The sequence below is a fragment of the Paenibacillus sp. FSL K6-2862 genome (assembly GCF_038005125.1).
Taxonomy (GTDB): Bacteria; Bacillota; Bacilli; order Paenibacillales; family Paenibacillaceae; genus Paenibacillus; species Paenibacillus illinoisensis_A.
This window is the reverse complement of record NZ_JBBOSN010000001.1, coordinates 6212121-6234763: the sequence shown is the minus strand read 5'-3', so window position 1 is coordinate 6234763 and position 22643 is coordinate 6212121. Positions and strand designations below refer to the sequence as shown.

The window sequence follows — 22643 nt, the reverse complement described above, 5'->3', positions numbered from 1 at the left end:
GAATTTTTCGAAACCGTGGCGATCTGCCGCGGTTTTTTTGTGGTGTCATTTACCTATTTGACTTCCACCGCTGACGAAAATATAATTAGGATACCTAATTAATTGATGTACTATTTAATAGTGATCCTATGTTAATTGAGAATTCAATGAGAATGTAAAAAGGAGGAACCCTATATGACAGGTCTGGATCCAGTGGCCCAGAAGCTGCTGTATTCCATCATGCAGTTTAATAAAGGCAAATGGAGACAGCATAAACCCCACGGGCGCAACCATAATGAAATTATGGTATTGGCCTGTTTGCTCCACGGTTCACATCCGGGAGAGCGTCTGGATTGGCGAGATAATCCCCCTGATTTCAACAGCGAATTGAATGAAGATCATCCAGGACTGAAAGTATCGGAGATCAGTGCGCTGCTGCGAGTAAAATCACCGACGATTACCCCAGTCATTCGTGGACTTGAGGACGAGGGGCTGGTCAAGCGAACCATGGACCCCGATGACCGCCGTGCCGTGCGTATTACGATTACGGAAGCAGGCCGTGATATTATTCGGGCTGCTCATGAAGAGCGCATGCAGATATTCAACAGATTGGTTGAGCATCTGGGAGAGGAAGACAGTACCCAGTTAGCCGAGCTGCTGACGAAAGTATATAGCTTTTTTGACTCGCTCGCTTCCCAGCAAAAGGGGCATTCAACAGAAGGAGATGACACGCCATGATGAAATTGTTTCGCATGCTCAAGCCTTATCAAATCCCCATTATCTTCATTTTGGGTCTGGTATTGCTGCAATCGCTCGCCGAGCTGTACCTGCCAACCTTGATGGCGGATATCGTCAATGATGGTATCGTCAAAGGTGATGTTCCGTACATCTGGCAAATTGGCGGCTGGATGCTGGTCATTGCCATTGGGGGCACAGCGTGTTCCGTATTGGCCAGTTACTTGTCTTCCCGTACAGCAGGCGGATTCGCCAAGCAGCTGCGCAGCCGGGTTTTCCGCCATGTGGAGAATTTCTCGCTGCAGGAATTTGATAAGCTCGGTACCGCATCACTGATTACTCGTACAACGAATGACATTACACAGGTTCAGAACGTATTAACGATGATGCTGCGCATGATGATCATGGCTCCGATGATGTGTATCGGTGGTATCTTCATGGCTGTATCCCAGGACGCCAAGTTGTCTACGATCTTCCTGGTCGTGCTGCCTGTACTGGCTGGTGCTATTGCACTGATTGGGGCCAAGGGTCTGCCGCTATTTAAACAAATCCAAAAGAAGCTGGACCGACTGAACTTGGTTCTGCGTGAGCAATTGACAGGTATTCGTGTTGTTCGTTCTTTCAACCGCGGAGAACATGAACGCGTTCGTTTTAACGGAGCAAATACGGATCTGAGAGATGCTTCTATTAAAGTTAACGTTCTTATGGCAACATTGATGCCTGTCATGATGCTTGTCATGAACTTCTCCATGATCGCCATTCTATACTTCGGAGGACAGCGAATAGACAGTGGAAACATGAATATTGGTTCCCTGATTGCGTTTATCCAGTATGCGATGCAGATCATGTTCTCACTGATTATGGTTTCCATTATTTTTGTCATGATTCCAAGAGCTTCTGCATCCGCAGAACGGATTAACGAAGTACTGGATATGCAGCCTGATCTTAGTGATCCAGAGCAGCCTCGTGGCATGAAATCCCTGCAGGGCACCATTGAATTCGACAATGTTACCTTCCGATATCCGGGAGCAGAGAATGCGGCATTGTCGGGTATTTCGTTTACGGCCCGTCCCGGAGAGACCACAGCCATTATTGGCGGTACAGGATCAGGGAAATCCACGCTGCTCAGCCTTATTCCCCGTTTCTATGATGTAACAGAAGGCAGTGTGCGGGTTAACGGTACGGATGTACGTGAGATTAGTCAGGAAGATTTACGAGCGAAAATTGGCTTTGTGCCACAAAAGGCAGTCCTCTTCACGGGAACGATTGCGGAGAATATCCGACACGGGAAAGAAGATGCCTCGATGGAGGAGATCGTTCAAGCAGCCCGGACTGCTCAGGCCGAGAACTTCATTTCCGAGATGAAAGACGGGTATGACAGTCTTATTGCTCAAGGTGGTAATAACGTTTCTGGTGGACAGAAACAGCGTTTGTCCATTGCACGCGCACTGGTTCGTCGCCCGGAAGTGTATATTTTCGACGACAGCTTCTCCGCTTTGGATTTCAAAACAGATGCCAAACTTCGTGCTGCGCTGAAATCTGAAACGACCGAAGCGGCGGTACTGATTGTTGCACAGCGAGTAAGTACAGTTATGGATGCAGATCGCATTCTGGTTATGGATGAAGGACGCATTGTTGGTTCCGGTACCCATAAGGAACTGCTCGCGAACAATGAAGTGTACCGCGAGATCGTATCATCCCAGCTGACAGAGGAGGAGATCGCATGAGTGAACGTACCGAACATAAAAGCAGAGCACCACGTTCCGGCGGACCAGGTCACCCTGGTGGCGGTATGGGCATGCGTCCTCCGGGCGAGAAGCCGAAGGACTTCAAAGGTACACTGCGGCGGCTGATTCAGTATCTCCAGCCACACCGTTATCGTCTGCTTGGTGTGCTTGTCGCAGCGATTCTCAGTACCGTGTTCAGTATTATCAGTCCGAAGGTTATGGCTGAAGGAACCGATATACTGAGCCAAGGCGCCATCGCCATTCTACAGGGGATACAGGGCGCGGGTATTGATTTTCCTGCATTAATGAAAGTGTTGTATCTGCTCCTGGGATTGTACCTGTTCAGTGCAGCATTTATGTATATTCAGCAATACCTGATGGCTGGCGTTGCTCAGCGAGTGGTTTATGACATGCGTGAGCAGATCAGCGCCAAAGTGGGCCGGCTGCCACTGAAATACTTTGACTCCCGCACTCACGGGGAGACGCTCAGCCGGGCGACCAATGATGTGGACAACATCAGTAATACGCTTCAGCAGAGTTTGGCCCAGTTTATTACTTCTGTCGTAACCATTGTCGGCGTAATTATCATGATGCTGACGATTAGTCCATGGATGACACTGATCACCATTTTGACGCTGCCACTCAGTGTAATCGTTGTGATGCTGGTGGCATCCCGTTCACAAAAGCATTTCGCGGGACAGCAGAAATCACTGGGTGAGCTGAACGGACATGTCGAGGAGATGTACACCGGACACAAGGTCGTAAAAGCATTTGGACGCGAAGAACAGTCGGTGCAGCAATTCGAGAAAGTGAATGAAGAGCTGTATGAATCGGGCTGGAAGGCTCAGTTTATCTCAGGGATCATCATGCCGCTCATGAGCTTTGTCGGTAACCTGGGTTATGTTTTGATCTGCGTGGTCGGCGGGATCTTTGTTACACGTGGCGCCATCTCGATCGGGGATATTCTGGCGTTCACGCAGTACTCTCGTCAATTCACACAACCGATTAACCAGATTGCCAACATCTCCAATATCATTCAGTCCACTATCGCTTCGGCGGAGCGGGTGTTCGAACTGCTGGATGAAGAGGAAGAGGTTCCTGAGTCAAAACAGCCTCTGCAAATACAGCAACCCAAAGGAGCGGTTGCGTTCCAAGGCGTTAATTTTGGATATAAACCGGATGAACTGCTTATCAAAAATATGAACATTGATGTTAAGCCGGGTCAAACCGTAGCCATCGTAGGACCAACCGGCGCCGGTAAGACGACACTGATCAACCTGTTGATGCGTTTCTACGAAATTCAGGATGGAAAAATCACGATTGATGGTATTGATATCCGGGACATGGAACGCGGCAAGCTGCGCAGTCTGTTCGGAATGGTGCTTCAGGATACATGGCTGTTTAACGGAACCATTCGGGACAACATCGCGTATGGACGTGAGGGTGCAACCGAAGCAGAAGTGGTTAAGGCGGCAGATGCAGCCCATGCCGATCACTTTATCCGTACGCTGCCGGATGGCTATGATACCGTGCTGAACGAAGAAGCATCCAACATCTCTCAGGGACAGAAACAGCTGTTGACAATTGCAAGAGCCATCTTGGCGAATCCGTCCATTCTTATTCTGGATGAAGCAACAAGCAGCGTGGATACCCGGACTGAGGTATTTATTCAGAAAGCAATGAATGACCTGATGAAGGATCGTACCAGCTTCGTCATTGCTCACCGCTTGTCTACCATTCGTGGGGCGGATCTCATCCTTGTCATGGATCACGGTAATGTGATTGAACAGGGCAATCATGAGGAATTGATGGCACAGCAAGGATTCTATGCGGATCTGTACAACAGCCAGTTTGCTGAGCAGCAGCCCCAGGCGATCTAATTGAAACGATGCATATAATGATATGAAAATAAGCCGGACTCCCTTGTTGGGAGCCCGGCTTATTTGTTGGGCAGCATCCATTTTGCCGCAAAGTTGAAATGAATTACTTGTCTTTGGATTCCACCACAGCTGTACGATCTGCGTCATCACGGGAATCGGCCTTCTCTTCGGACTTTGCGTCCGTGTTCGCTTCTTGAAGAGCTGACGGGGCGGGTTCGCCCGGAATTTGCTCACGCTGTTCAAGCATGCGTTTCACGACCTCATAACAGTCATCGACATGTTTGTTACCCACATAACGCATGGCTGTGAAGCTGAGAGCTGCGGCTAGACCTTGGCCTGCAAGTGGAACGAACTTGGCAACGGATTTAGTGGCTACGCGTACTCCGACCCGTTTCAGTACCTGAACGACAAGTTCCTTCGTTACCATGCGGCCGATGACTTTGCTTCCGATGGACATGACGAATCCGTAAATCATGGATTTGGTTTCAGGATCCATGCCGTCGAGCTGTTTTTGCGACAATCCGAATTTATTGTTAATGGCAGGCAATAGCTGCATAAGCATCCCCACATCAGCCAGTACGTCTGTACCAGGTAAAGGGACAAGTGTAGTACCAGCAGAAGCGGTTGCTCTCTTGCGGACCATCGTGCGGCATTCCTTGCGGACTTGCTCCAATTGTTCCAACGTTGCCGGAATCATAGGAAATCCCTCCATTCGTATATGGTAAAGATATAACCGATTTAACTCCTTTTGAATGGCGTTTCCCCCGTGGGGCTGAATATTGAGCGTGAAGTAACCTTTTCCCTCTACCATGCGTTTAGTAAAAAAAGGAAAATACTCATTGGCCATGTACGATTTCTATTTATTACGGATGTGAGGGGATTACGATGCATACACGGTTATATGTACACCTGTTATTATGTTGTGTATGTTGGCTGTTCATTACAAGCTGTTCAGCACAGGAGGGGAAGGACAAGGTGGAATCCAGTACCAATCAGGAATTATCCGCTGAAGAACAGAATGCACTTCTGAAGAAAATCGAGCCGAAACAAATTGAGGCGATGAACAGATTGGGGCTGCAGCTGATCAGAGAGCTTGGAGCGCAGGAGGAATCGAGAGCGAAGAATCTGCTGATCTCTCCTTACAGTATCGCAGTAGCTATGGGTATGGCATACCTTGGAAGTGAGGGAGAAACAAGGCGGGAAATGGCAGAAGCGATGGGTTGGTCGGAATGGGATGATAGGCAGTTAAATACTGCGGATGCCGCACTGCATCAATTATTAATGCATCCTGGCTCTGGAATAGAGATGCAGATTGCCAATGCGGTGTGGATTAAGAATGGAATCAAGGTAGAAAATGAGTATAAAGCGAAACTACGGCAAACATTTGAAGCCGAAATGGGGTCATTACATGCACAACCCGAACAGGCCAAGGATGAGATTAATCGTTGGGTGGAAAAGCATACTCGTGGCATGATCCCTCAAATGATGCAGAAACCGCCTGCAGCGGAAACACTCATGATTCTCGTGAATGCCATAGCATTTGACGGCAATTGGATGAATGAATTTCAACCTGAGCATACCAAGGACAGCGATTTCCGGCTTGCAAACGGAAGCACGATGTCTGTGCCGATGATGCATCAATCGGAGCAGTTTCATTACACGGAAAATGAGGATTGGCAGGCTATTCGGCTTCCCTATGGGGATGGACAAATGTATATGCTGGTTGTATTGCCCCGGGAAGGTCATACGTTGGAAGAAATCCAGCAGCAGCTGGAGGATCATCCCCAAAAGTTGAATGAAACATCTGACTTCAGGTTGGTAGACTTGTCTTTGCCCCGTTTTCGATCCGAGTATGGAGTTCATTTAAAAGAAGCCATGCAGCAGCTTGGGATAGAGAAGGCCTTTGATCCGTATGCTGCTGATTTTACAAAAATGATCCCGCGTGGACCGGACTGGCAGGCCTATATTGGACAAATTATCCACCGAGCTGTGATGGAAGTGAGTGAGCAAGGAACCGTAGCGGCTGCTTCTACACTGTTGGAGATGAGAGCTGGGAGTGCTCCACCTACGGATCGTGTCAAGATGGAGGTTAATCGTCCATTCATGGTTGCTTTGGTAGATGATTCAACTGGAGCATGGGTTTTCGCTGGAGCCATTCAGCAACCTGAACAGGTCGCTTCCCACTGACATTTTAGCTGTAAGTTAGAAGTATTGGCTCTACCCAAATCATATCGCTACTGCTTCAACCTTGACGGCTAAAGGGTAAACAAGCATTAGAATGGAGGAAGAGAGCGATGACATTTAACAAAGCGTTGTTAATTCATCACAATCATGCCGGAAAAGCAAATCGTGCAGATGCTGTAGGTACTGCAACCGGGGTACTAGCACCTGCTGTTGGTGAGCTTGTTGTTGTACGCACGGACGAACCCGGAGAGGGGGAAGCCTTGTGCCGGGATCGCGGGGAACAGTTCGATGTCGTTTTTATTTTGGGTGGGGACGGTACGGTGCATGAATGCGTGAATGGACTGGCGAGTCTGCAGAACCCGCCGCTGATCGGGATTTTGCCTGGGGGGACCTGTAATGATTTTGCACGTTCTCTCGGATTGTCACCGGATGTGGAGGTTGCGGCACGTCAGCTGCTTGAAGGTCATGCTGTTTCGATCGACATTGGACGGGCCAATGACCGGGTATTCACGAACTTTTTCGGCATTGGATTAATCAGTGATACATCGCAGAATATTAACTCCAACCTGAAGGGTACGCTGGGTAAGCTGAGCTATTTCATCAGCACATTGCAGACCATTAGTAATACCGAGCCTTTTCATTACCGGATGGAGGCAGACGGCAAAACGATGGAAGGGGAAGCCGTCATGATCTACGCGGCGAACGGACGGTTTCTTGGAACGAATTCACTTCCATTTGCGCCAGATGCGCTGCAGGACGGTGAACTGGATATCCTCATTATTCATGAGACGGGCATTCCGCTGCTGCGAGAGATCCTGTCGCACAAACCGGAGGGAGAGTGGCAGCCACAGAATGAAAGCATCAGTTACTTCAAGGCGTCAACCCTGCTGCTGGAGACGGATGCTCCCATGCCCGTTGATACGGATGGCGAATTGTACATGAAGACACCCGCCGAGCTGTCGGTGCTGGCGGGTCATCTGACGTTTTTGACCGGAGATGTTTACTAAGCACTTCTCCGGTTTTTTTATATAAATTACCCCTGCTGCGCAGGGCCTGTCATCTGCCCTGGGGCATGCCGCTCACGGAATTCATGCTCCAACATACTCATGAGAATGGCATCATGATATTGATGGTTGTAGTACAGTGCATCTCTTCGGATACCTTCGCGCTGGAAGCCCAGCTTCTCATAGGTACGAACGGCTCGCTCATTGAAGGCATACACCTCGAGCTCAATTCGATGCAGGTTGCAAATGCCAAAGCCGTAATCAAGCATCAACAGCAACGCCTCGCTGCCATAGCCCTTGCCTTGGTGCTCCGCACGATCGATTCCTATTCGCAGGTGTGCACTGCGGTTCTTGGCGTGCATGTCCATGAGGACAACCTCGCCGATGAGCTGATCATTTTCCTGTAAGGCGATGAGCAGCATGAGCCGGGAATCGTCCTGACCTGCGTTCTCGACAAAGCGTTCCACCTGTGTACGGGTAAAGCTGTTCTGTGTTCCAGTAAGTTTTCGCATCTCAGGGTCAAACAGACCTGGAAAGTAGTCATTGACATCCGTCGTCTCAAACGGACGAAGATAGATGCGTTCTGTCTCGAGCAGACGGGGAACACGTGGGGATGATGTTGGTTGGGACATTCGTGATACCTCCTTAAAGTATACATCACTTTCGCTGAACGGCACCCTCCAGAAATAAGGAAACCAGCTCATGAGCCAAGTCTTCAATGCTTCCATGCATGCTGCGCACATCCTCCCTGTTCGCGAGCATGAGCAGGGATGTGAATGCTTGGGCGAGCAGCATAGGGTTCGCAGAGCGCAAATAGCCGCTGTCCATCTCCCGCTTAAAATGTGTGGCGAGAACATCGAAGATCTGAGTCTCGGCTTCACGGATCTGCGCAAGCTGGTCGGCATTGAGATAGGATTCAGCTTCACGCATCATTGTTTCCGTGTCCACATGGGACTGCTGCATTTTGGCTGCAGCAACATTCTCCAGCCGCTGCTGCAAGGATCCGGGCTCTTCCAAACGAAGTGCCGTCTGCTGCTGGCCCATGGCCATCATACGCGTTATGGCGACAGTGAAGAGCTCCGGTTTGCTGGAAAAGTGATAATAGATGGACGCCTTGGTCACATGACATAGTGTGGCAATCTGCTGTAGAGAGACGGGTTCATAACCATATTCCATAAATAACTGCGAAGCAGTCATTAGTATCTTGGACTGGACTGATGTCTGATCGGTACCTGCTTTTGGTCTTCCTGGTGACCGGGAAGGCGTAGTTTTTTTAGTCATGCGGCATACCTCTTTACATAAAAATTATCTTGGCATAAAGTGTTCAAAAAATTAGTATTGCAAAATTAACCTTACGGTATATATAATTAACTCGATTATACTATGACCCGTGGTTCATTTCTACAATTCATATACAATACGGTTTCATAGAAACAGAACAGGAGATGAAGAAACGATGCAAGAAGGATCGGGCTACGGCCGCTGGGTTGCGGGCAAACGAACCAAATGGATTACACTGTTAGTATGGATTATTATTGCGGTTGTACTCGGCGTGGTGTGGCCAGCCGTAGGCGAGCGCGAGACGAATAACGCACAAGACCTGAGTGATTCCAAGCCGTCCGTACAGGCAGCTGCGATTGCCCAGCGGGAGTTTCCGGGTGGAGAAGGCCTCCCTGCATTAATTGTTTGGCATCAAGCCGGCGGGCTGACAGACCAGCAGATCGAACAGATTCAGGCGCTGACCGAGCGGCTGGATCAGGATCCGGTAGAGCAGCAGCAAGCGGTTGTGCCATTGTATCAATTGCCGCCACAGGCGATTCAAGGCCAGCTGTCGGAAGACGGAAGTACGCTGGTTATGCCGCTTTTCTTCAATGAAGGAGCAGACTCTGAACAATTGAAGGAAGGCATTGAGGCGGTCGAGCAGAAAACGGAGGACATTTTTGGCTCCAATCCGTTTGATGTCGCTATAGATGATGCCAGTGCTTTAACTGCACGGGTCACCGGACCTGTAGGGATATCCATTGACGCGAGCGGACTATTTTCATCGGCCGACGTATCCCTGTTGATCGCAACGGTGGTACTTGTTCTGGTACTCCTGCTGCTAATCTACCGTTCTCCGGTACTGGCGATCATCCCCATTATTGCGGTTGGTTTCGCCTACATGGTCACGAGTCCGATACTCGGCTTCATGGCGGATCAGGGCTGGATTACGGTTGATGCACAGTCCATTTCCATCATGACCGTATTATTGTTCGGAGCGGGTACGGACTACTGCCTGTTCATGATCTCCAGATTCCGCCAGATTCTCTATCATGAGCCGGACAAAAAGAAGGCGTTGTTCCAGGCCATCACCGGATCATCAGGTGCGATCGCCATGAGTGGATTCACAGTCGTTGCAGCCCTGCTCGTGCTGCTGCTGGCTGAGTACGGTGCATATCACCGTTTTGCTGTTCCATTCAGTTTGTCCATTTTCATCATGTTTATTGCCAGCTTGACGCTGGTTCCGGCACTGCTTGCCATCTTCGGGCGAGGATCATTCTACCCGTTCGTACCACGTACGCACGAAATGGAAGTGGAGCGTGCCAAGAGAAAAGGCAAACCAGCTCCGGCTCCGCGCAAAATCAAGGAAAGCTGGATTGGTCGCACAGTCATCACCAAACCATGGACTGTACTGGCCATTACGCTGGTACTGCTCGGTGGACTGGCTGCCTTCTCCAGCCAGATCAAATTTACGTATGACCTGCTGTCTTCCTTCCCGGAAGACGTACCTTCACGTGAAGGATTTACGGTCATTGGGGAACAGTTTTCCGAAGGCGAATTGGCTCCAGCCAAGGTCATTATAGATTCAGAGGGCAAGGAAACCGATCTGAAGCAGCGTCTCGAAGCATTGGATTATGTAAGTAAGGTAGGTGAAGCCCAGCAGGGTGCTGAGAATGCCAACATCACCGCCTATGATGTCGAGTTTAACTTGAATCCATACTCCATGGAGGCCATGCAGCATATTCCGGACTTGCGGGCGACGGCTGAGCAGGCATTAACTGACGCAGGAATTACCAGTGTGGACAGTCACGTCTGGATTGATGGTCAGACTGCGGAGCAGTACGACATCGAAGTAACCGGAGAGCGGGATGCGAGCATCATTATCCCTGTTGTCATCGGCATGATTACACTGCTGCTTTTGTTATACCTGCGCTCTGTTGTAGCGACGGCGTATCTGATTGCAACAGTGGTGCTCTCCTATTTCTCGGCCCTGGGTCTCGGATGGCTTATCATCCATTATGGCTTGGGTGCAGATGCCATTCAGGGTGCGATTCCGCTGTATTCATTCGTATTCCTGGTAGCACTCGGTGAGGACTATAACATCTTCATGATCTCAAGTATCTGGCAGAAACGCAAAACGATGCCTTTACGCCAAGCGATCAAGGAAGGTGTAGGCGAGACAGGTTCTGTTATTACTTCCGCAGGTCTGATTCTTGCAGGTACGTTTGCCGTGCTGGCAACACTGCCTATTCAGGTATTGGTGCAGTTCGGAATTATTACGGCAGCGGGTGTGCTGCTCGATACATTCCTTGTTCGTCCATTCATGGTACCGGCCATTACAGCCTTGTTGGGCAAATGGGCATTCTGGCCAGGCAAATACAAGCCTGTCGCCGAGGAAGCAAGAGAGAAGCAAACGTCCTCCTCCATGTAATTTGAAGTCCGAATTCAGCCAGGATGGATCCATTCCACCCTCGATGAGCAGTGCATGGGTTTAGAAGATGCGGGCAGTGCGAACAACAGCACTGCCCGCATTTTTATGGCAACTCTGAGGGGATGGTTTACGTATAACAGGGTTTTGGGACATAATAGAGGGAACGTTGGTCCAGGGGCTGACGGATGAAAGTACATCAATGGGACAACCAGGGGAAGGATGAAAGTAAGTAATGACGAACCAACTTAATGTGTATTTTAACCATGACGGCGGCGTGGATGACCTCGTATCGCTGTTCATGCTTCTGCAGATGGATAATGTAAAAGTTACAGGTGTATCGGTTATTCCGGCAGACGGATATTTGGAGCCAGCGACGGATGCCAGCCGTAAGATTATTGATCGCTTCGGTACATATTCCGTCGAAGTATCGAAATCCAACTCCAGAGGTAAAAATCCGTTTCCTGCAGCGTGGAGATTGCACTCCTTCTATGTAGATGCACTACCTATACTGAACGAATCTGGCAAAATGGAAGCGCCTTTGTCAGCTGTTCCGGCTCACCAGCACCTGATTGAGAAGGTACGTAACACGGAAGGCAAAACACTTCTTTTGTTCACAGGCCCACTGACGGACCTCGCACGTGCACTTGACGAAGCACCAGACATTGAAGAGAAAATCGACAAGCTGGTGTGGATGGGCGGTACGTTCGAAAAAGGAAACGTGGAAGAGCCTGAGCATGACGGCACAGCCGAATGGAACGTATTCTGGGATCCGGAAGCGGCTTACCGCGTATGGGAAAGCGGCATCCAGATTGACCTGGTTGCGCTGGAGAGCACAAACAAAGTACCTCTTACACCTGCTGTGCGTAATCGCTGGGCAGCAGAGCGCCGCTTCGAAGGCGTGGACTTCCTCGGAAACTGTTACGCAGGATGCCCGCCACTGGTGTACAGTGAAACAAACTCCACATATTATCTGTGGGACGTGCTGACAACAGCTTCCGTTGGTCGCGAAGATATCGTGAAGAAGAAAACCGTGAACTGCATCGTAATTCCGGATGGTCCAAGCCAGGGCCGTACGGTAGAGCAAGCGGACGGACGTCCTGTGCAGCTGGTGTACGATACGGATCCGGATGCATTCTTTACTTATATGACCGATCTGGGTAAAAAGGCTGCTCCGCAGCGCTACTAATCCAGACAACCACAGCGTTGTCTTCTGCTATTAGAAGATCATAAAAAAAGCCGCAGGCAGAGCGCCCGGGATTTCTCCCGGGTGCTGCCGTGCGGCTTTTTTTAATCACACAAACATAGCTGCGTGTCATTGCGTTCTCCGTGAATCCAGGATTCGACGTGTAATGGAGCATCAACGATTACATCGTTCCGCCACCTTGGCGAATAGAAGGAGGGATTTTCTCAGGTCCCTGGTTAATGTACCGGTTAATAAATGTACCGACTTTGGCATCGTCGAAGGTGTTCAGCTTCATCGTTTTGGTCCAGGCCGTCACGACGACTTCACTGCCCTCTGGAATATCCTTGTTTGGTACAGCCAGTATACCGGCCCCGGCCTCACGGAACTTGGTCAGATATTTCAGGTGCTCCTTCAGTTCGTCACTGGCGTTCTCCCGATAATAGATGATGATATCGCCATGCTCCAGATTGTGAACAAGATAAGGATATCCCGGGAAATCGGTGTAAAAGCCAAACTTGATGTCATGTGGGTTATGAGGCCCTGAAGTGGGAATAGTCATGTCGTAATCAATAGGGTCTTTCGTATGTTCTGCACCATAGTAAGGGTCATCCGTTACTTCAATGTTGGCATTAGCGTTAAGATCAACCACGTCATATTTGTCGAATGCACCTTGCGTGAAGAACAGAATAAGGATTATGACAGAGACGCCGAGCAATGCGTGTGCAGCCAGCCGGATGGAGCGGCTTTTCTTTTTGATGGTGGCTCGTTCATCCTTCTTCATATGACTGAGTACTTTGCCCTGTGTACGCGAAGCTAGAATATAAGCTGCGATGGATAGCAGCAGCAGGACTGCCCCTACAACGAGCCACAGATAGGATGTTCCTGCCTGGTTCATTTGCATGTGATTCATATCGTGATTCATCGATTGATCCTCTTCTTTCTTTTCGAAAATGGAAATGTCCTTAATAACACTACATGATGTAGTGTATAAGTGCGCCGAGAACTACTCATCAAAAGGACATTGAATTGTCTCGGTACGTAAATTCAAACATAAGGTTTGCACTACACATTATAGTGTATCGAAGATGCCAGTGCAATCCTGGATCGGGAAACGAAAAAAGACTCTTCTGAACAAAGCAGAGGAGTCTTTTCGTAGATGTAATTTTGAAATGAAAATCGGATTACAAACGACCAAATGGTGAAAGCATCATGCCCAGAATTCCAAGAATGGAGCCTGCGAGCAAACGGTACAAAATGTAGAGCAAAACAACGTTGGCAATAAGGACTGTATACATGCTGTCGATGGCTGACTTCGTACGATTGAGCGGATGTTGGAACAGCACCGCATTCATGCCTGCAAAAACAATGACATACGAAACAACCAGAAGGAAGATCGCGATCGGATATGAAATAAAGATAAATAAGTTCGCGAGTACGAGCGATGCAACAGACGGAACGAGTAGGGTACCATACTGTGCTACCAGCGTTTTGGGCCTGAACGTAACTTTCTCTATTTTCAATACAGCGTAGATTAGTACTACGGCCACAATTAGGATTATGGCGGTAAACAGCAGCGGGCGAATGAATCCGGCTACGAATAAACCACCCATATCCAAGCGACTGAAGGTAAGCAAAAAGTATGTAGAGGAAAGGATTGCAATGAGAGCCATCGTAATTAATCCGTTCAGCGCGTGTTGATCGCCGACAGTTTTCATCGTTTGGTAAGGACGGGCTAGGACGCTAAGAAAATAGGATATGTACTGTTTGCTGACTTCTTTGGCTTGCTGCACCTTCTCATTTTGCATGACATTGTTCCACTGATTGGTGTCTCCTGCAGTCGAGTGGTCATTCGGGCCGGAATTGCCATATGTCTGGTCATGAGGTGTTGGAGCAGAAGGTGTACGGGATGGAACGGATGAAGAAGGTGCTGCTTGCGTACTGGACCAACGTGTATATTCCGATTGGGCAGCAGCTGCTGATTCGTGGTCACGGGGAGTGGTAGAAGAAGATGGGGATTGAGTCAGATCTGTACCACACCTCTCGCAGTAATGTGCATTTCCATTTTCATGATTGCATACCGGGCATTTCATAACAGGGGCCTCCAATTTCATATATGAAGTAATATAGACATTTTGTCTCATTTTAACGGTTGGTGCCGAAGTTTGTCTATGTTTACAGCGTAATTAATAACCGTAATTTCCCAAATCAAACGAACGGTGTATCAAAAATGATTTTCCAAGCAACAATATTATAGGAAGTCATCAGGTAGAGAGTTTTCGTTTACAGTGGAATTGGCATATGAATTTCGGTGTTTTTTTGGTCATCGTTCGCTTTTATGTGTTATTTGCATGTTAAGTATATCTTTTGGGTTGCCTCCTACCTCATATTTATGTATAATCAAACGTGTTAACACGTCGAATGTACGGTAGTAAATGATGAAGGTGAATTCATGGAACTGCTGGACAGTAATGAAAGTAAGAAAAAGATGTGCCAGTATTACAACGAAATTTCGAAGGAACTATTCGGCTTCGGTACCACTCTCCTGAGAGTGACCGTGGATCAGAATATTGTGACCTTCTTTGCCAAGCACCGACGTTCGCCACGCTCTGACGCCCTGGAAGGGGAGGCCCCCGGCTTGAAGCTGGAAGTGGACTTCCGCATGTCTGTCTTATATAAGAAGAAATTCCGGGAGAAGCTCGAGCAGCACATGGGTTTGCCAATTGAAGCTGTACTAAGGGATTACGATGCGTCCACACAGTGGGCCATTACGAATATCATTCTGGAACAGGCATAACGTGGATCGACTGGTTCGATTCGGGTCATGCGTGCGTTTCGATTATATCGTCCCCAACAATTTCATATGATGGCGTCTAGTCTTCGGATTGATTCTGAAGCAGAAACCAATGATGTACCGGCAGCGGGTGTCGCTTTCCTTTGTTTACGAAGAAAAGTGTTCTTGTTCTTACAAGAATGCTTTTCTTTTTGTTTTTTTTATACACATCACACATTTCAGGAGGAATTCAGGATCATGATGAAAAAGTGGGTTAGCGGTTTGGCAGCAGTGGCAATGACATCGGTATTACTTGCAGGTTGCGGCAGCAGCACGGATGATGCGACAGGTGGATCAGGCAGCGAGGGAACAGCAGCGAACAAACTGGTGATCTCCACTTGGGGCTTCTCCGAAGATTTCTTCAATGAAGAAGTATTTGGTCCATTCGAAAAAGAACATAATGTGGACATCGTGCTTGAAGTCGGCAACAACGCTGAGCGTCTGAACAAAATCCGTCAAGGTACATCGAATGTTGATGTCATTTACCTCTCCGACTACTATGCACAACAAGGTATCGATGAAGGTCTGTTTGAGAAAATCGATCGTTCCAAAATTCCGAATGTTAATGATATTTACGATATTGCCAAAGCACCACTTGGCGAAGATTATGGCCCGGCTTACACGGTTGGACAGCTCGGAATTGCCTACAATCCTGACCTCGTTTCCAAAGAAGTGACTTCATGGAGTGATCTGTGGGATCCGGCATTCGAGAACAACCTGACGATCCCGAATATTACGGCAACAGCAGGCCCAATGGTCGTGGATGCAGCTTCCCGCGTAGCTGGAAACGATACATTTAATGAAGATGCGGCATTTACGAAACTGAAAGAATTGAGCGGCAATGTCGTTAAATTCTACAGCCAAACGTCCGAGTTCGTGAACATGTTCTCGCAAGAAGAGATTGCAGGCGGACCGATCATGGAAATGTACTTCAAAGATCTGAAAGCAGCTGTGCCAAATGCGAAGTTTGTTGCACCTAGTGAAGGCGCATATGCAGTCATGAATACAATTAACGTCGTGAAGGGCAGCAAAAACAAAGAACTGGCTGAAGAGTTCATCAACTGGCAGCTGAGCCAGGATGTACAAGCGAAGTCCGCCAAAGCCAAAGTGGATTCACCGGTAAATACCAAGGTTGAATTGACTGCAGAAGAAGCAGAAGGCGTGACGTATGGCGCTGACGTGGTTGAGAAGCTGAACAAGCTGGATATGGAATTCGTGAACCAACAAGCGAAAGCTTGGACGGATCGTTGGAACCGTGAAATTGCACAATAAGAAACATTAAATAGAGCTAGATCAGAAAGACAGATAGCGACTTATCGAAATGAATAACCTTTGCAGCAAGCACGATCAATGGTAAGGAGTGGAGAACGTATGAGTGAGGCGTTACAACGTATCATCTTGGATGTGGATACGGGTATTGATGATGCGCTGGCCATTTTGCTGGCCGTCAAGAGCCGGAAGCTGGACATTCTCGGCATTACCACAGTCTGCGGGAACGTATCGCTCCAGCAGGCAACGGATAATACATGCAAGATTCTTGAACTGGCGGATGCGCCTGATATTCCAGTGATTGCTGGAGCGGCCAGTCCGCTCACCCGACAATCACATTATGAACATCGGGTACATGGACAGGATGGATTGGGCGGAGCACTGCCTGATCCGGCCGTGTCCAAGCAAGCGGAAGAGGGTTTTGCGCCGGACTATATTATAGAGCAAGCCAAGCTGTATCCGGGTGAACTTACGCTGATTATGACTGCGCCTTTAACCAACCTGGCACTTGCCTTGCTGAAGTGTCCAGAATTGCCTTCTTTATTGAAGGAAGTGATCTTCATGGGTGGCGTTGTTCGTGGACATGGCAATATTACACCGACCGCAGAGTACAATACGTACGCTGATCCGGAAGCTGCACGTATTGTTCTGCATGCAGGCATTGAGAAGCTTACGCAGGTTGGCCTGGATGTCACGCGTCAAACGCTGCTGAATGAAGCTACGATTGAACGTCTCACAGATCCTGCGCTGCGCGCGTACGTGGCTCAAAGCACAGAGATTTACATCAACCGTTACGAACAAATGAACGGCATCCGGGCTTGCGCACTGCATGATCCGCTGGCAGTGGGCGTTGCCCTTGCACCCGAACTGGTAGGACGCAAATCATATTACGTGGATGTCGAAACGGCCAGCCGCCTGTGCGATGGCCAGATGGTATGTGACTTTCAAAACCGTTTGGGCCAGCAGCCTAACACGCTTGTCTGCGAAACGGTGGACGCGGAAGCGTTCCTTGAACTTTTTATTAACGCATTAAATGCGTAGCTACTCTATTCAGTGAGTAAAGTTAGGCTCAGTCTTAAAATTAGTTCTTAATATGATTCGCTGATAGTGGAGGGACGAAATCGATTCTGAAGAAACGCAGTGTTCGCCTTTATCCCCGGATTTTAACCTTTAATTAAGAATCAAAGAAATCCGGGGATAACAGCGATCGGAAGAACGATTCGGACCGGAACGGTTGCCAAGCAGAGATAGTAAGTACTTGTTTTTGAAATGATCTAAACTTTCGATACAAACCATTTTATAAGTCAGGAGTACCGCGATGAAGAAATCAGTAATCTACTGGCTATTGCTGCCGGGGTTCGTGTTTTTGGCGGCATTTATGATCATTCCGATTGTCCTGACGATCGGATCAACGTTTTTCCAGGAAAACTCCTTCACGTTTGAAGGATACATGCATTTTTTCAGAGACCCTTACTTTTTGAAAATATTGCTTACGACGCTGCAGGTCAGCGTGGTCACCACCCTCGTCTGTGTGGTGCTCGGATTCCCGACAGCTTATTATATTTCGCAGAAAGCGCCGCGCCGCAAAGGTATCCTGCTGGCACTGGCCATTTTCCCATTGCTGACAAGCCCGGTTGTGCGCTCGTTTAGCTGGATGATCATCCTTGGACGCAAAGGTCTGATCAACAATGCACTCGTTGGCTTGGGCATCGTGGACAAACCGCTGGATATCCTGTACACGCCGGCAGCCATGATGATTGGTCTGACTCACTTGTTCCTGCCGCTCATGATCATTTCTCTGGTCGGTGTGCTTGAGAACATCGATAATGATCTGCTCAAAGCGGCACAAAGTCTGGGAGCCTCACGTATCACGGCATTCCGCCGGGTCGTATTCCCGCTGGCTGTGCCAGGGCTTGTGATCGGAGCCGTGCTTGTCTTTGTCGGAAGCCTCACAGCTTATACGACACCTGCGCTTCTTGGAGGCAAGCAGCGCGTTATTGCCACGTTCCTGTATCAAAATGCCATGACCCTTAACGACTGGTATCTGGCCTCGGTCGTTGCCGCAATTATGATTGTCATCACGTTTGTCGTGGTCGGTGTCATGAACAAAATGGCCAAAACTTTAAATCCGAAGGGGTAGACACATATGCGGGAGAAACATATCGGGCTGGGCCTGTTCAGTCTGCTGGTCTTTATCTTTCTGCTGGGCCCGCTTCTGATCATATCGGTCACTTCGTTTGAACCGGGAACGGTACTCAAATTTCCACCGGAGGGTTTCTCCTTCCGCTGGTACGAAAATATTTTTAACACAGGCGGGTTCCTCCGAACGTTCCAGACGTCGATCATCATTTCCCTGCTGGGGAATCTGTTGGCACTGCTGCTCGGAGTACCGGCTGCCTATGCACTCAGTCGTTACGATTTCAAAGGCAAGTCTGTGCTGAACGCATTGTTCCTGTCCCCGGTACTCATTCCGGGAATCGTGCTTGGTTTTACATTGATGAAATATCTGATCGTAATCTATCATCTGCCGATGTATCTGGGTCTGCTGATCGGTCATACGATTATCATGCTTCCATTTATCATTCGCGTCATTGCTTCCAGTCTTTCGAGCTTTGATTTTGCTGTGGAAGAAGCTGCACTGAGTCTCGGGGCAGGACGGGTAAGAACGTTCTTCCAGATCGTGCTGCCCAACATTCGTTCGGGGATTCTGGCGGCCGTGCTGATTGCCTTCCTGGAGTCGTTCAACAACGTGGATATCTCCGTGTTCATGACCGGACCAGGGGTAAGTACACTGCCGATTCAGATGCTGACGTATGTGGAGAACTACTTTGACCCAACAATCGCAGCCATTTCCGTGCTGCTGATGGTACTGACTGGACTTTTAATGTTCGTGATCGAACGGATCATGGGCGGATTTTCATACTTTACTAAACGTTAATTGGAGGCGCAGAACGCTATGGCATTGCTGACATTGGATCGCGTATCGGTGGCTTACGATAACCAGACGATCCTGAAGGATTTTCAATTGGAGCTGGAAAAAGGTAAGCTGCTCTCCCTGCTCGGACCGAGCGGTTGCGGCAAAACAACTACGCTGCGCCTCATCGCCGGATTCCTGGAAGCAACACAGGGCAAGTTTATGTTCGGCGGCAAGGACTATACGAAGGTTCCGGTAAACAAGCGGAACTTCGGATTTGTATTTCAGAGTTATGCGCTATTCCCGCATCTGTCTGTCTATGACAACGTGGCCTTCGGCCTGCGGATGCGCAAGGTAAAAGACAAGGATATCTCTGCACGCGTTATGCGTATTCTGGAAGTGGTGAACCTGAACGGCTTCGAGAAGCGTTTTCCGCAGGAACTGTCCGGTGGACAGCGGCAGCGGGTGGCGATTGCACGTGCACTCGTAATCGAACCGGATCTGCTGCTGTTTGACGAACCGCTCAGTAACCTGGATGCCAACCTGCGACTGAACATGCGGGTGGAGATTCGCCGGATTCAACAGGAGCTTGGTATTACAACACTGTATGTATCCCATGACCAGGAAGAATGCTTCTCGATCTCGGATCAGGTAGCCATCATGAACAAGGGCGTTGTCGAGCAGCTCGATCGCCCGGAGACCATTTTCAAATATCCGGCAACGGAATTTGTAGCCCAATTTATTGGATTCCATAACTTTATTGAGTTTGCTGAACGCAGTGATGCAGGAGACCAGATCTCGCTAAAAGCGGGAGGTCGTTTGTTTACAGCGACAGCTCATCCTGGAACAGCACGTCCTGGGGCTCGCAAAGGTGCAATTCGCCCGGATGATCTGATCGTCAGTGGAGATACGTCAGCGGATCTGGCCAACGCGTTGCCAGGTATCGTGAAGGTGAGTACGTATCTTGGACGCAGCTATCAATATGTGATTGAGACCGAACTCGGTGATTTTACGGCAAACCAGGAGATGGAGACACCGTACCTCAGCGGTCAGCGTGTCAGCCTGATTTTCCCACAGGACAAGCTTGTCCTCGTTGAATAGAAGTAATATTCGTGAATAGCAGCAGGAAGCAGGAACAGAAGCAGCAAAGGCAGCATGCTGCATGATTGGATATGCAGCATGCTCAAAAGAAGGAGATTATGCCCCATGCGTGCAGATCAACTGATTGTGAATGTAAATGTGTATAACAGTTATTATAAACGGTTTGAATTGAATAACGTTGCCGTACTTAACGGCAGATTCATGTATGTCGGACCCGGCGGTCCTGAGCTGATTCAGGCAGACGAAGTGATCGATGCGCGGGGAAGATACATGATTCCTGGCCTGATCGATATTCACCTGCACATTGAGAGTACCATGGTGACGCCGGCTACCTTTTCCCATGGCCTGATTCGCTGCGGAGTAACGTCCATTGTAGCGGAACCGCATGAAATGGCAAATGTGTTCGGACTGGAGGGTGTACAGGAGATGATGGCTGCGAGTCGGGAGACCACGGTCAACATGTTCTATGCCATCCCGAGCTCCGTTCCGGCAACGCCGATGGAAACAACGGGCGGATCTATTGAGATCGAAGATATGGATGTACTTCTCGCAACCGGAGAGATCATCTGTCTGGGTGAAATCATGAACTACGTGGATGTCATCCGTGATCCGGAATGTAAGACCAACCAGATTCTCCAGCATATTCGCCGAAATTATCCGGATCTCGTGATTGAAGGTCATACACCGAAATTGCTAGGGCTTGACCTGCACCGATTGATCTATGCAGGTGTGGACTCGGATCATACCCATCAGAGCATTGAAGGACTGCAGGCGCGGATTTCAGCAGGCATGTTCATTGAGATCCAGGAGAAATCGATGACCCCTGAAGTTATGGAATACCTAATTCAGCATGATGTGGCTCAGCATTTCTGCTTCGTGACGGATGACGTTATGCCGGACTCCCTCGTCGAACGAGGTCATCTGGATCATATTGTGCGTAAGGCCATTCAGATGGGCATGCGTCCGGAGGATGCCATCTATGCAGCAACGTCTACACCAGCATCCCGAATGAAAATGACGGATCGGGGCAGCATCGCCCCAGGCAAGGTGGCAGATTACGTTCTCATATCGAATCTGGAAACATTGGCGATTGATCAAGTGTACAAAAATGGCCGGAAAGCTTATGACGACTACGAACCGTATAAGCAGGAACGGATGACAGGGCAGTTCCCGCCCCATTTCTATAACAGTGTGCAATTGGACAAGCTGACAGCAGAGGACTTCACGATTTCATTGAGCGATCCCAAAGTTAGGGATACTGCTAATCAGGCGGAACAAGATTCATTCAACTGCCGTGTAATGATGGTGAAGGACGGCTCGACCTTTGTGGAAGAACATATCGCAGAGGTTCAGGCAGCGAGTGGCGAACTTCAGTGGGAAGATAGTGGATACGGACAGATTGCGACCTTTGAACGATATGGTGTGAACGGCAATCGGGCACATGGCTTGATCGGTGGAGATACGATTAAACGGGGAGCCATCGCGACGACATATTCACATGATAACCACAACCTTCTGGTCGTTGGCCGCAACCGTGAAGATATGATTCTGGCGGCTAACACCGTCATTTCGAGCCAGGGTGGCTTCTGTGTGGTAGAGGATGGCAAAGTGCTGTCTCATCTGGAACTGCCTGTAGGCGGCATTTTGACAGAAGAACCGCTCGCCGTTGTGTCTCATCAAGTGAAGGAATTGCGGGCAGCGATGCTCTCTCTTGGTTATGTTCACTATAACCCGATCATGTCGATCAGCACCCATTCCCTTGCAGTGAGCCCTGCGCTGAAAATTACAGATCACGGTTTGATTGATGTGAATGCAGGCAAGGTTGTACCGCTGGTTGTAGAGTGAATGGATAGTTCATTCAATTGAAGAACATGAATAGGTAGGTATGCTGTAGAAAGAGTGCAGTATATCTACCTTTTTTGCTGTTGGTTTAAGGCGAGATAACGTCGATCTTTCTTTTCCACGTTCAATATTCATTTTTACGCTTCTTCATTTTTATGAGCTTTACTGCGTGGTACACTGACCTTATTGCACACCCCGTCATCGGGATTACGATTAACAGATAGCTGGAAGAGGGTTTGGCATCGTAAGTATAATAGGCGTAGACTAGTATAAATGCAGTAATCACGAAAAAAATGAGATTTAG

At 48.8% G+C, this 22643-nt stretch carries 19 protein-coding genes; 14 read left to right on the top strand and 5 right to left on the bottom strand.

The features are described 5' to 3' along the window. Positions 1-174: 174 nt before the first annotated feature. Genes MHB82_RS28215 through MHB82_RS28205 form a run of 3 tightly spaced genes read left to right on the top strand, consistent with a single transcriptional unit; the run spans position 175 to position 4321 of the window. A complete protein-coding gene (locus tag MHB82_RS28215; protein WP_095360107.1) occupies positions 175-717 on the top strand; it encodes a MarR family winged helix-turn-helix transcriptional regulator in 543 nt (180 codons plus the stop codon). Further along, positions 714-2441: an ABC transporter ATP-binding protein gene (locus MHB82_RS28210; protein ID WP_095360106.1), complete on the top strand. Its 1728-nt coding sequence runs from the start codon at positions 714-716 to the stop codon at positions 2439-2441. Before MHB82_RS28215 ends, MHB82_RS28210 begins: the two co-directional genes overlap by 4 nt. Next, a complete protein-coding gene (locus MHB82_RS28205) occupies positions 2438-4321 on the top strand; it encodes an ABC transporter ATP-binding protein (protein WP_095360105.1) in 1884 nt (627 codons plus the stop codon). The genes MHB82_RS28210 and MHB82_RS28205 overlap by 4 nt, the downstream gene beginning before the upstream one ends. Positions 4322-4424: 103 nt before the next feature. Here MHB82_RS28205 and MHB82_RS28200 read toward each other — a convergent pair whose 3' ends face one another. After that, positions 4425-5018 carry a hypothetical protein gene (locus tag MHB82_RS28200; protein WP_095360104.1) on the bottom strand — a complete coding sequence of 198 codons (594 nt, stop codon included), beginning with the start codon at positions 5016-5018 and terminating at the stop codon, positions 4425-4427. A 278-nt stretch (positions 5019-5296) separates the two neighbouring features. Between MHB82_RS28200 and MHB82_RS28195 the strand changes: the two genes are divergently transcribed. Both MHB82_RS28195 and MHB82_RS28190 read left to right on the top strand, forming a co-directional pair. Continuing rightward, a complete protein-coding gene (locus MHB82_RS28195) occupies positions 5297-6508 on the top strand; it encodes a serpin family protein (protein ID WP_341176384.1) in 1212 nt (403 codons plus the stop codon). A 107-nt stretch (positions 6509-6615) separates the two neighbouring features. Further along, a complete protein-coding gene (locus MHB82_RS28190; RefSeq protein ID WP_095360102.1) occupies positions 6616-7512 on the top strand; it encodes a diacylglycerol/lipid kinase family protein in 897 nt (298 codons plus the stop codon). A 26-nt stretch (positions 7513-7538) separates the two neighbouring features. Here the strand turns inward: MHB82_RS28190 and MHB82_RS28185 are convergent, their stop codons facing one another. Together MHB82_RS28185 and MHB82_RS28180 are read right to left on the bottom strand one after the other, a co-directional pair. Next, complete coding sequence (locus tag MHB82_RS28185; RefSeq protein ID WP_341176383.1) at positions 7539-8141, bottom strand: GNAT family N-acetyltransferase; 603 nt, start codon at positions 8139-8141, stop codon at positions 7539-7541. Positions 8142-8166: 25 nt separating this feature from the next. Further along, entirely contained in the window at positions 8167-8790 is a 624-nt protein-coding gene (locus MHB82_RS28180; protein ID WP_341176382.1) for a TetR/AcrR family transcriptional regulator, read from the bottom strand. A 175-nt stretch (positions 8791-8965) separates the two neighbouring features. Between MHB82_RS28180 and MHB82_RS28175 the strand changes: the two genes are divergently transcribed. Continuing rightward, positions 8966-11200 carry an MMPL family transporter gene (locus MHB82_RS28175; protein ID WP_110758510.1) on the top strand — a complete coding sequence of 745 codons (2235 nt, stop codon included), beginning with the start codon at positions 8966-8968 and terminating at the stop codon, positions 11198-11200. 232 nt (positions 11201-11432) lie between these two features. Further along, positions 11433-12386 carry a nucleoside hydrolase gene (locus MHB82_RS28170; protein ID WP_095290977.1) on the top strand — a complete coding sequence of 318 codons (954 nt, stop codon included), beginning with the start codon at positions 11433-11435 and terminating at the stop codon, positions 12384-12386. 178 nt (positions 12387-12564) lie between these two features. Here MHB82_RS28170 and MHB82_RS28165 read toward each other — a convergent pair whose 3' ends face one another. Further along, a complete protein-coding gene (locus MHB82_RS28165; RefSeq protein ID WP_341176381.1) occupies positions 12565-13305 on the bottom strand; it encodes a DUF3105 domain-containing protein in 741 nt (246 codons plus the stop codon). A 259-nt stretch (positions 13306-13564) separates the two neighbouring features. Continuing rightward, a complete protein-coding gene (locus MHB82_RS28160) occupies positions 13565-14473 on the bottom strand; it encodes a hypothetical protein (protein ID WP_341176380.1) in 909 nt (302 codons plus the stop codon). Between the two features lie 359 nt (positions 14474-14832). On the opposite strand from MHB82_RS28160, the gene MHB82_RS28155 reads away from it, so the two are divergent. From MHB82_RS28155 to MHB82_RS28125, 7 genes are all read left to right on the top strand, one after another. Further along, positions 14833-15177, top strand: coding sequence for a Na-translocating system protein MpsC family protein (locus MHB82_RS28155; protein ID WP_095290982.1), 345 nt, complete (start codon positions 14833-14835; stop codon positions 15175-15177). Positions 15178-15414: 237 nt separating this feature from the next. Next, entirely contained in the window at positions 15415-16485 is a 1071-nt protein-coding gene (locus tag MHB82_RS28150; protein ID WP_095360327.1) for an ABC transporter substrate-binding protein, read from the top strand. 99 nt (positions 16486-16584) lie between these two features. Next, positions 16585-17523 (top strand): nucleoside hydrolase, encoded by a 939-nt coding sequence (locus MHB82_RS28145; protein ID WP_341176379.1) that lies wholly within the window; start codon positions 16585-16587, stop codon positions 17521-17523. Positions 17524-17800: 277 nt separating this feature from the next. Next, a complete protein-coding gene (locus tag MHB82_RS28140; protein ID WP_095290986.1) occupies positions 17801-18622 on the top strand; it encodes an ABC transporter permease in 822 nt (273 codons plus the stop codon). A gap of 6 nt (positions 18623-18628) precedes the next feature. After that, positions 18629-19420 carry an ABC transporter permease gene (locus MHB82_RS28135; RefSeq protein ID WP_095360095.1) on the top strand — a complete coding sequence of 264 codons (792 nt, stop codon included), beginning with the start codon at positions 18629-18631 and terminating at the stop codon, positions 19418-19420. An 18-nt stretch (positions 19421-19438) separates the two neighbouring features. Further along, positions 19439-20497 (top strand): ABC transporter ATP-binding protein, encoded by a 1059-nt coding sequence (locus MHB82_RS28130; RefSeq protein ID WP_095290989.1) that lies wholly within the window; start codon positions 19439-19441, stop codon positions 20495-20497. 105 nt (positions 20498-20602) lie between these two features. Next, positions 20603-22342, top strand: a complete 1740-nt coding sequence (locus MHB82_RS28125) for an adenine deaminase (protein WP_341176378.1) — start codon at positions 20603-20605, stop codon at positions 22340-22342. Positions 22343-22643 lie beyond the last annotated feature (301 nt).

Bases quoted from the DNA above. Each gene is read 5' to 3' on its own strand.
- MHB82_RS28215 (WP_095360107.1), top strand. From the start codon at position 175: ATGACAGGTCTGGATCCAGTGGCCCAGAAGCTGCTGTATTCCATCATG.
- MHB82_RS28210 (WP_095360106.1), top strand. From the start codon at position 714: ATGATGAAATTGTTTCGCATGCTCAAGCCTTATCAAATCCCCATTATC.
- MHB82_RS28205 (WP_095360105.1), top strand. From the start codon at position 2,438: ATGAGTGAACGTACCGAACATAAAAGCAGAGCACCACGTTCCGGCGGA.
- MHB82_RS28200 (WP_095360104.1), bottom strand. From the start codon at position 5,018: ATGATTCCGGCAACGTTGGAACAATTGGAGCAAGTCCGCAAGGAATGC.
- MHB82_RS28190 (WP_095360102.1), top strand. From the start codon at position 6,616: ATGACATTTAACAAAGCGTTGTTAATTCATCACAATCATGCCGGAAAA.
- MHB82_RS28185 (WP_341176383.1), bottom strand. From the start codon at position 8,141: ATGTCCCAACCAACATCATCCCCACGTGTTCCCCGTCTGCTCGAGACA.
- MHB82_RS28180 (WP_341176382.1), bottom strand. From the start codon at position 8,790: ATGACTAAAAAAACTACGCCTTCCCGGTCACCAGGAAGACCAAAAGCA.
- MHB82_RS28175 (WP_110758510.1), top strand. From the start codon at position 8,966: ATGCAAGAAGGATCGGGCTACGGCCGCTGGGTTGCGGGCAAACGAACC.
- MHB82_RS28170 (WP_095290977.1), top strand. From the start codon at position 11,433: ATGACGAACCAACTTAATGTGTATTTTAACCATGACGGCGGCGTGGAT.
- MHB82_RS28165 (WP_341176381.1), bottom strand. From the start codon at position 13,305: ATGAATCACGATATGAATCACATGCAAATGAACCAGGCAGGAACATCC.
- MHB82_RS28160 (WP_341176380.1), bottom strand. From the start codon at position 14,473: ATGAAATGCCCGGTATGCAATCATGAAAATGGAAATGCACATTACTGC.
- MHB82_RS28155 (WP_095290982.1), top strand. From the start codon at position 14,833: ATGGAACTGCTGGACAGTAATGAAAGTAAGAAAAAGATGTGCCAGTAT.
- MHB82_RS28150 (WP_095360327.1), top strand. From the start codon at position 15,415: ATGAAAAAGTGGGTTAGCGGTTTGGCAGCAGTGGCAATGACATCGGTA.
- MHB82_RS28145 (WP_341176379.1), top strand. From the start codon at position 16,585: ATGAGTGAGGCGTTACAACGTATCATCTTGGATGTGGATACGGGTATT.
- MHB82_RS28140 (WP_095290986.1), top strand. From the start codon at position 17,801: ATGAAGAAATCAGTAATCTACTGGCTATTGCTGCCGGGGTTCGTGTTT.
- MHB82_RS28135 (WP_095360095.1), top strand. From the start codon at position 18,629: ATGCGGGAGAAACATATCGGGCTGGGCCTGTTCAGTCTGCTGGTCTTT.
- MHB82_RS28130 (WP_095290989.1), top strand. From the start codon at position 19,439: ATGGCATTGCTGACATTGGATCGCGTATCGGTGGCTTACGATAACCAG.
- MHB82_RS28125 (WP_341176378.1), top strand. From the start codon at position 20,603: ATGCGTGCAGATCAACTGATTGTGAATGTAAATGTGTATAACAGTTAT.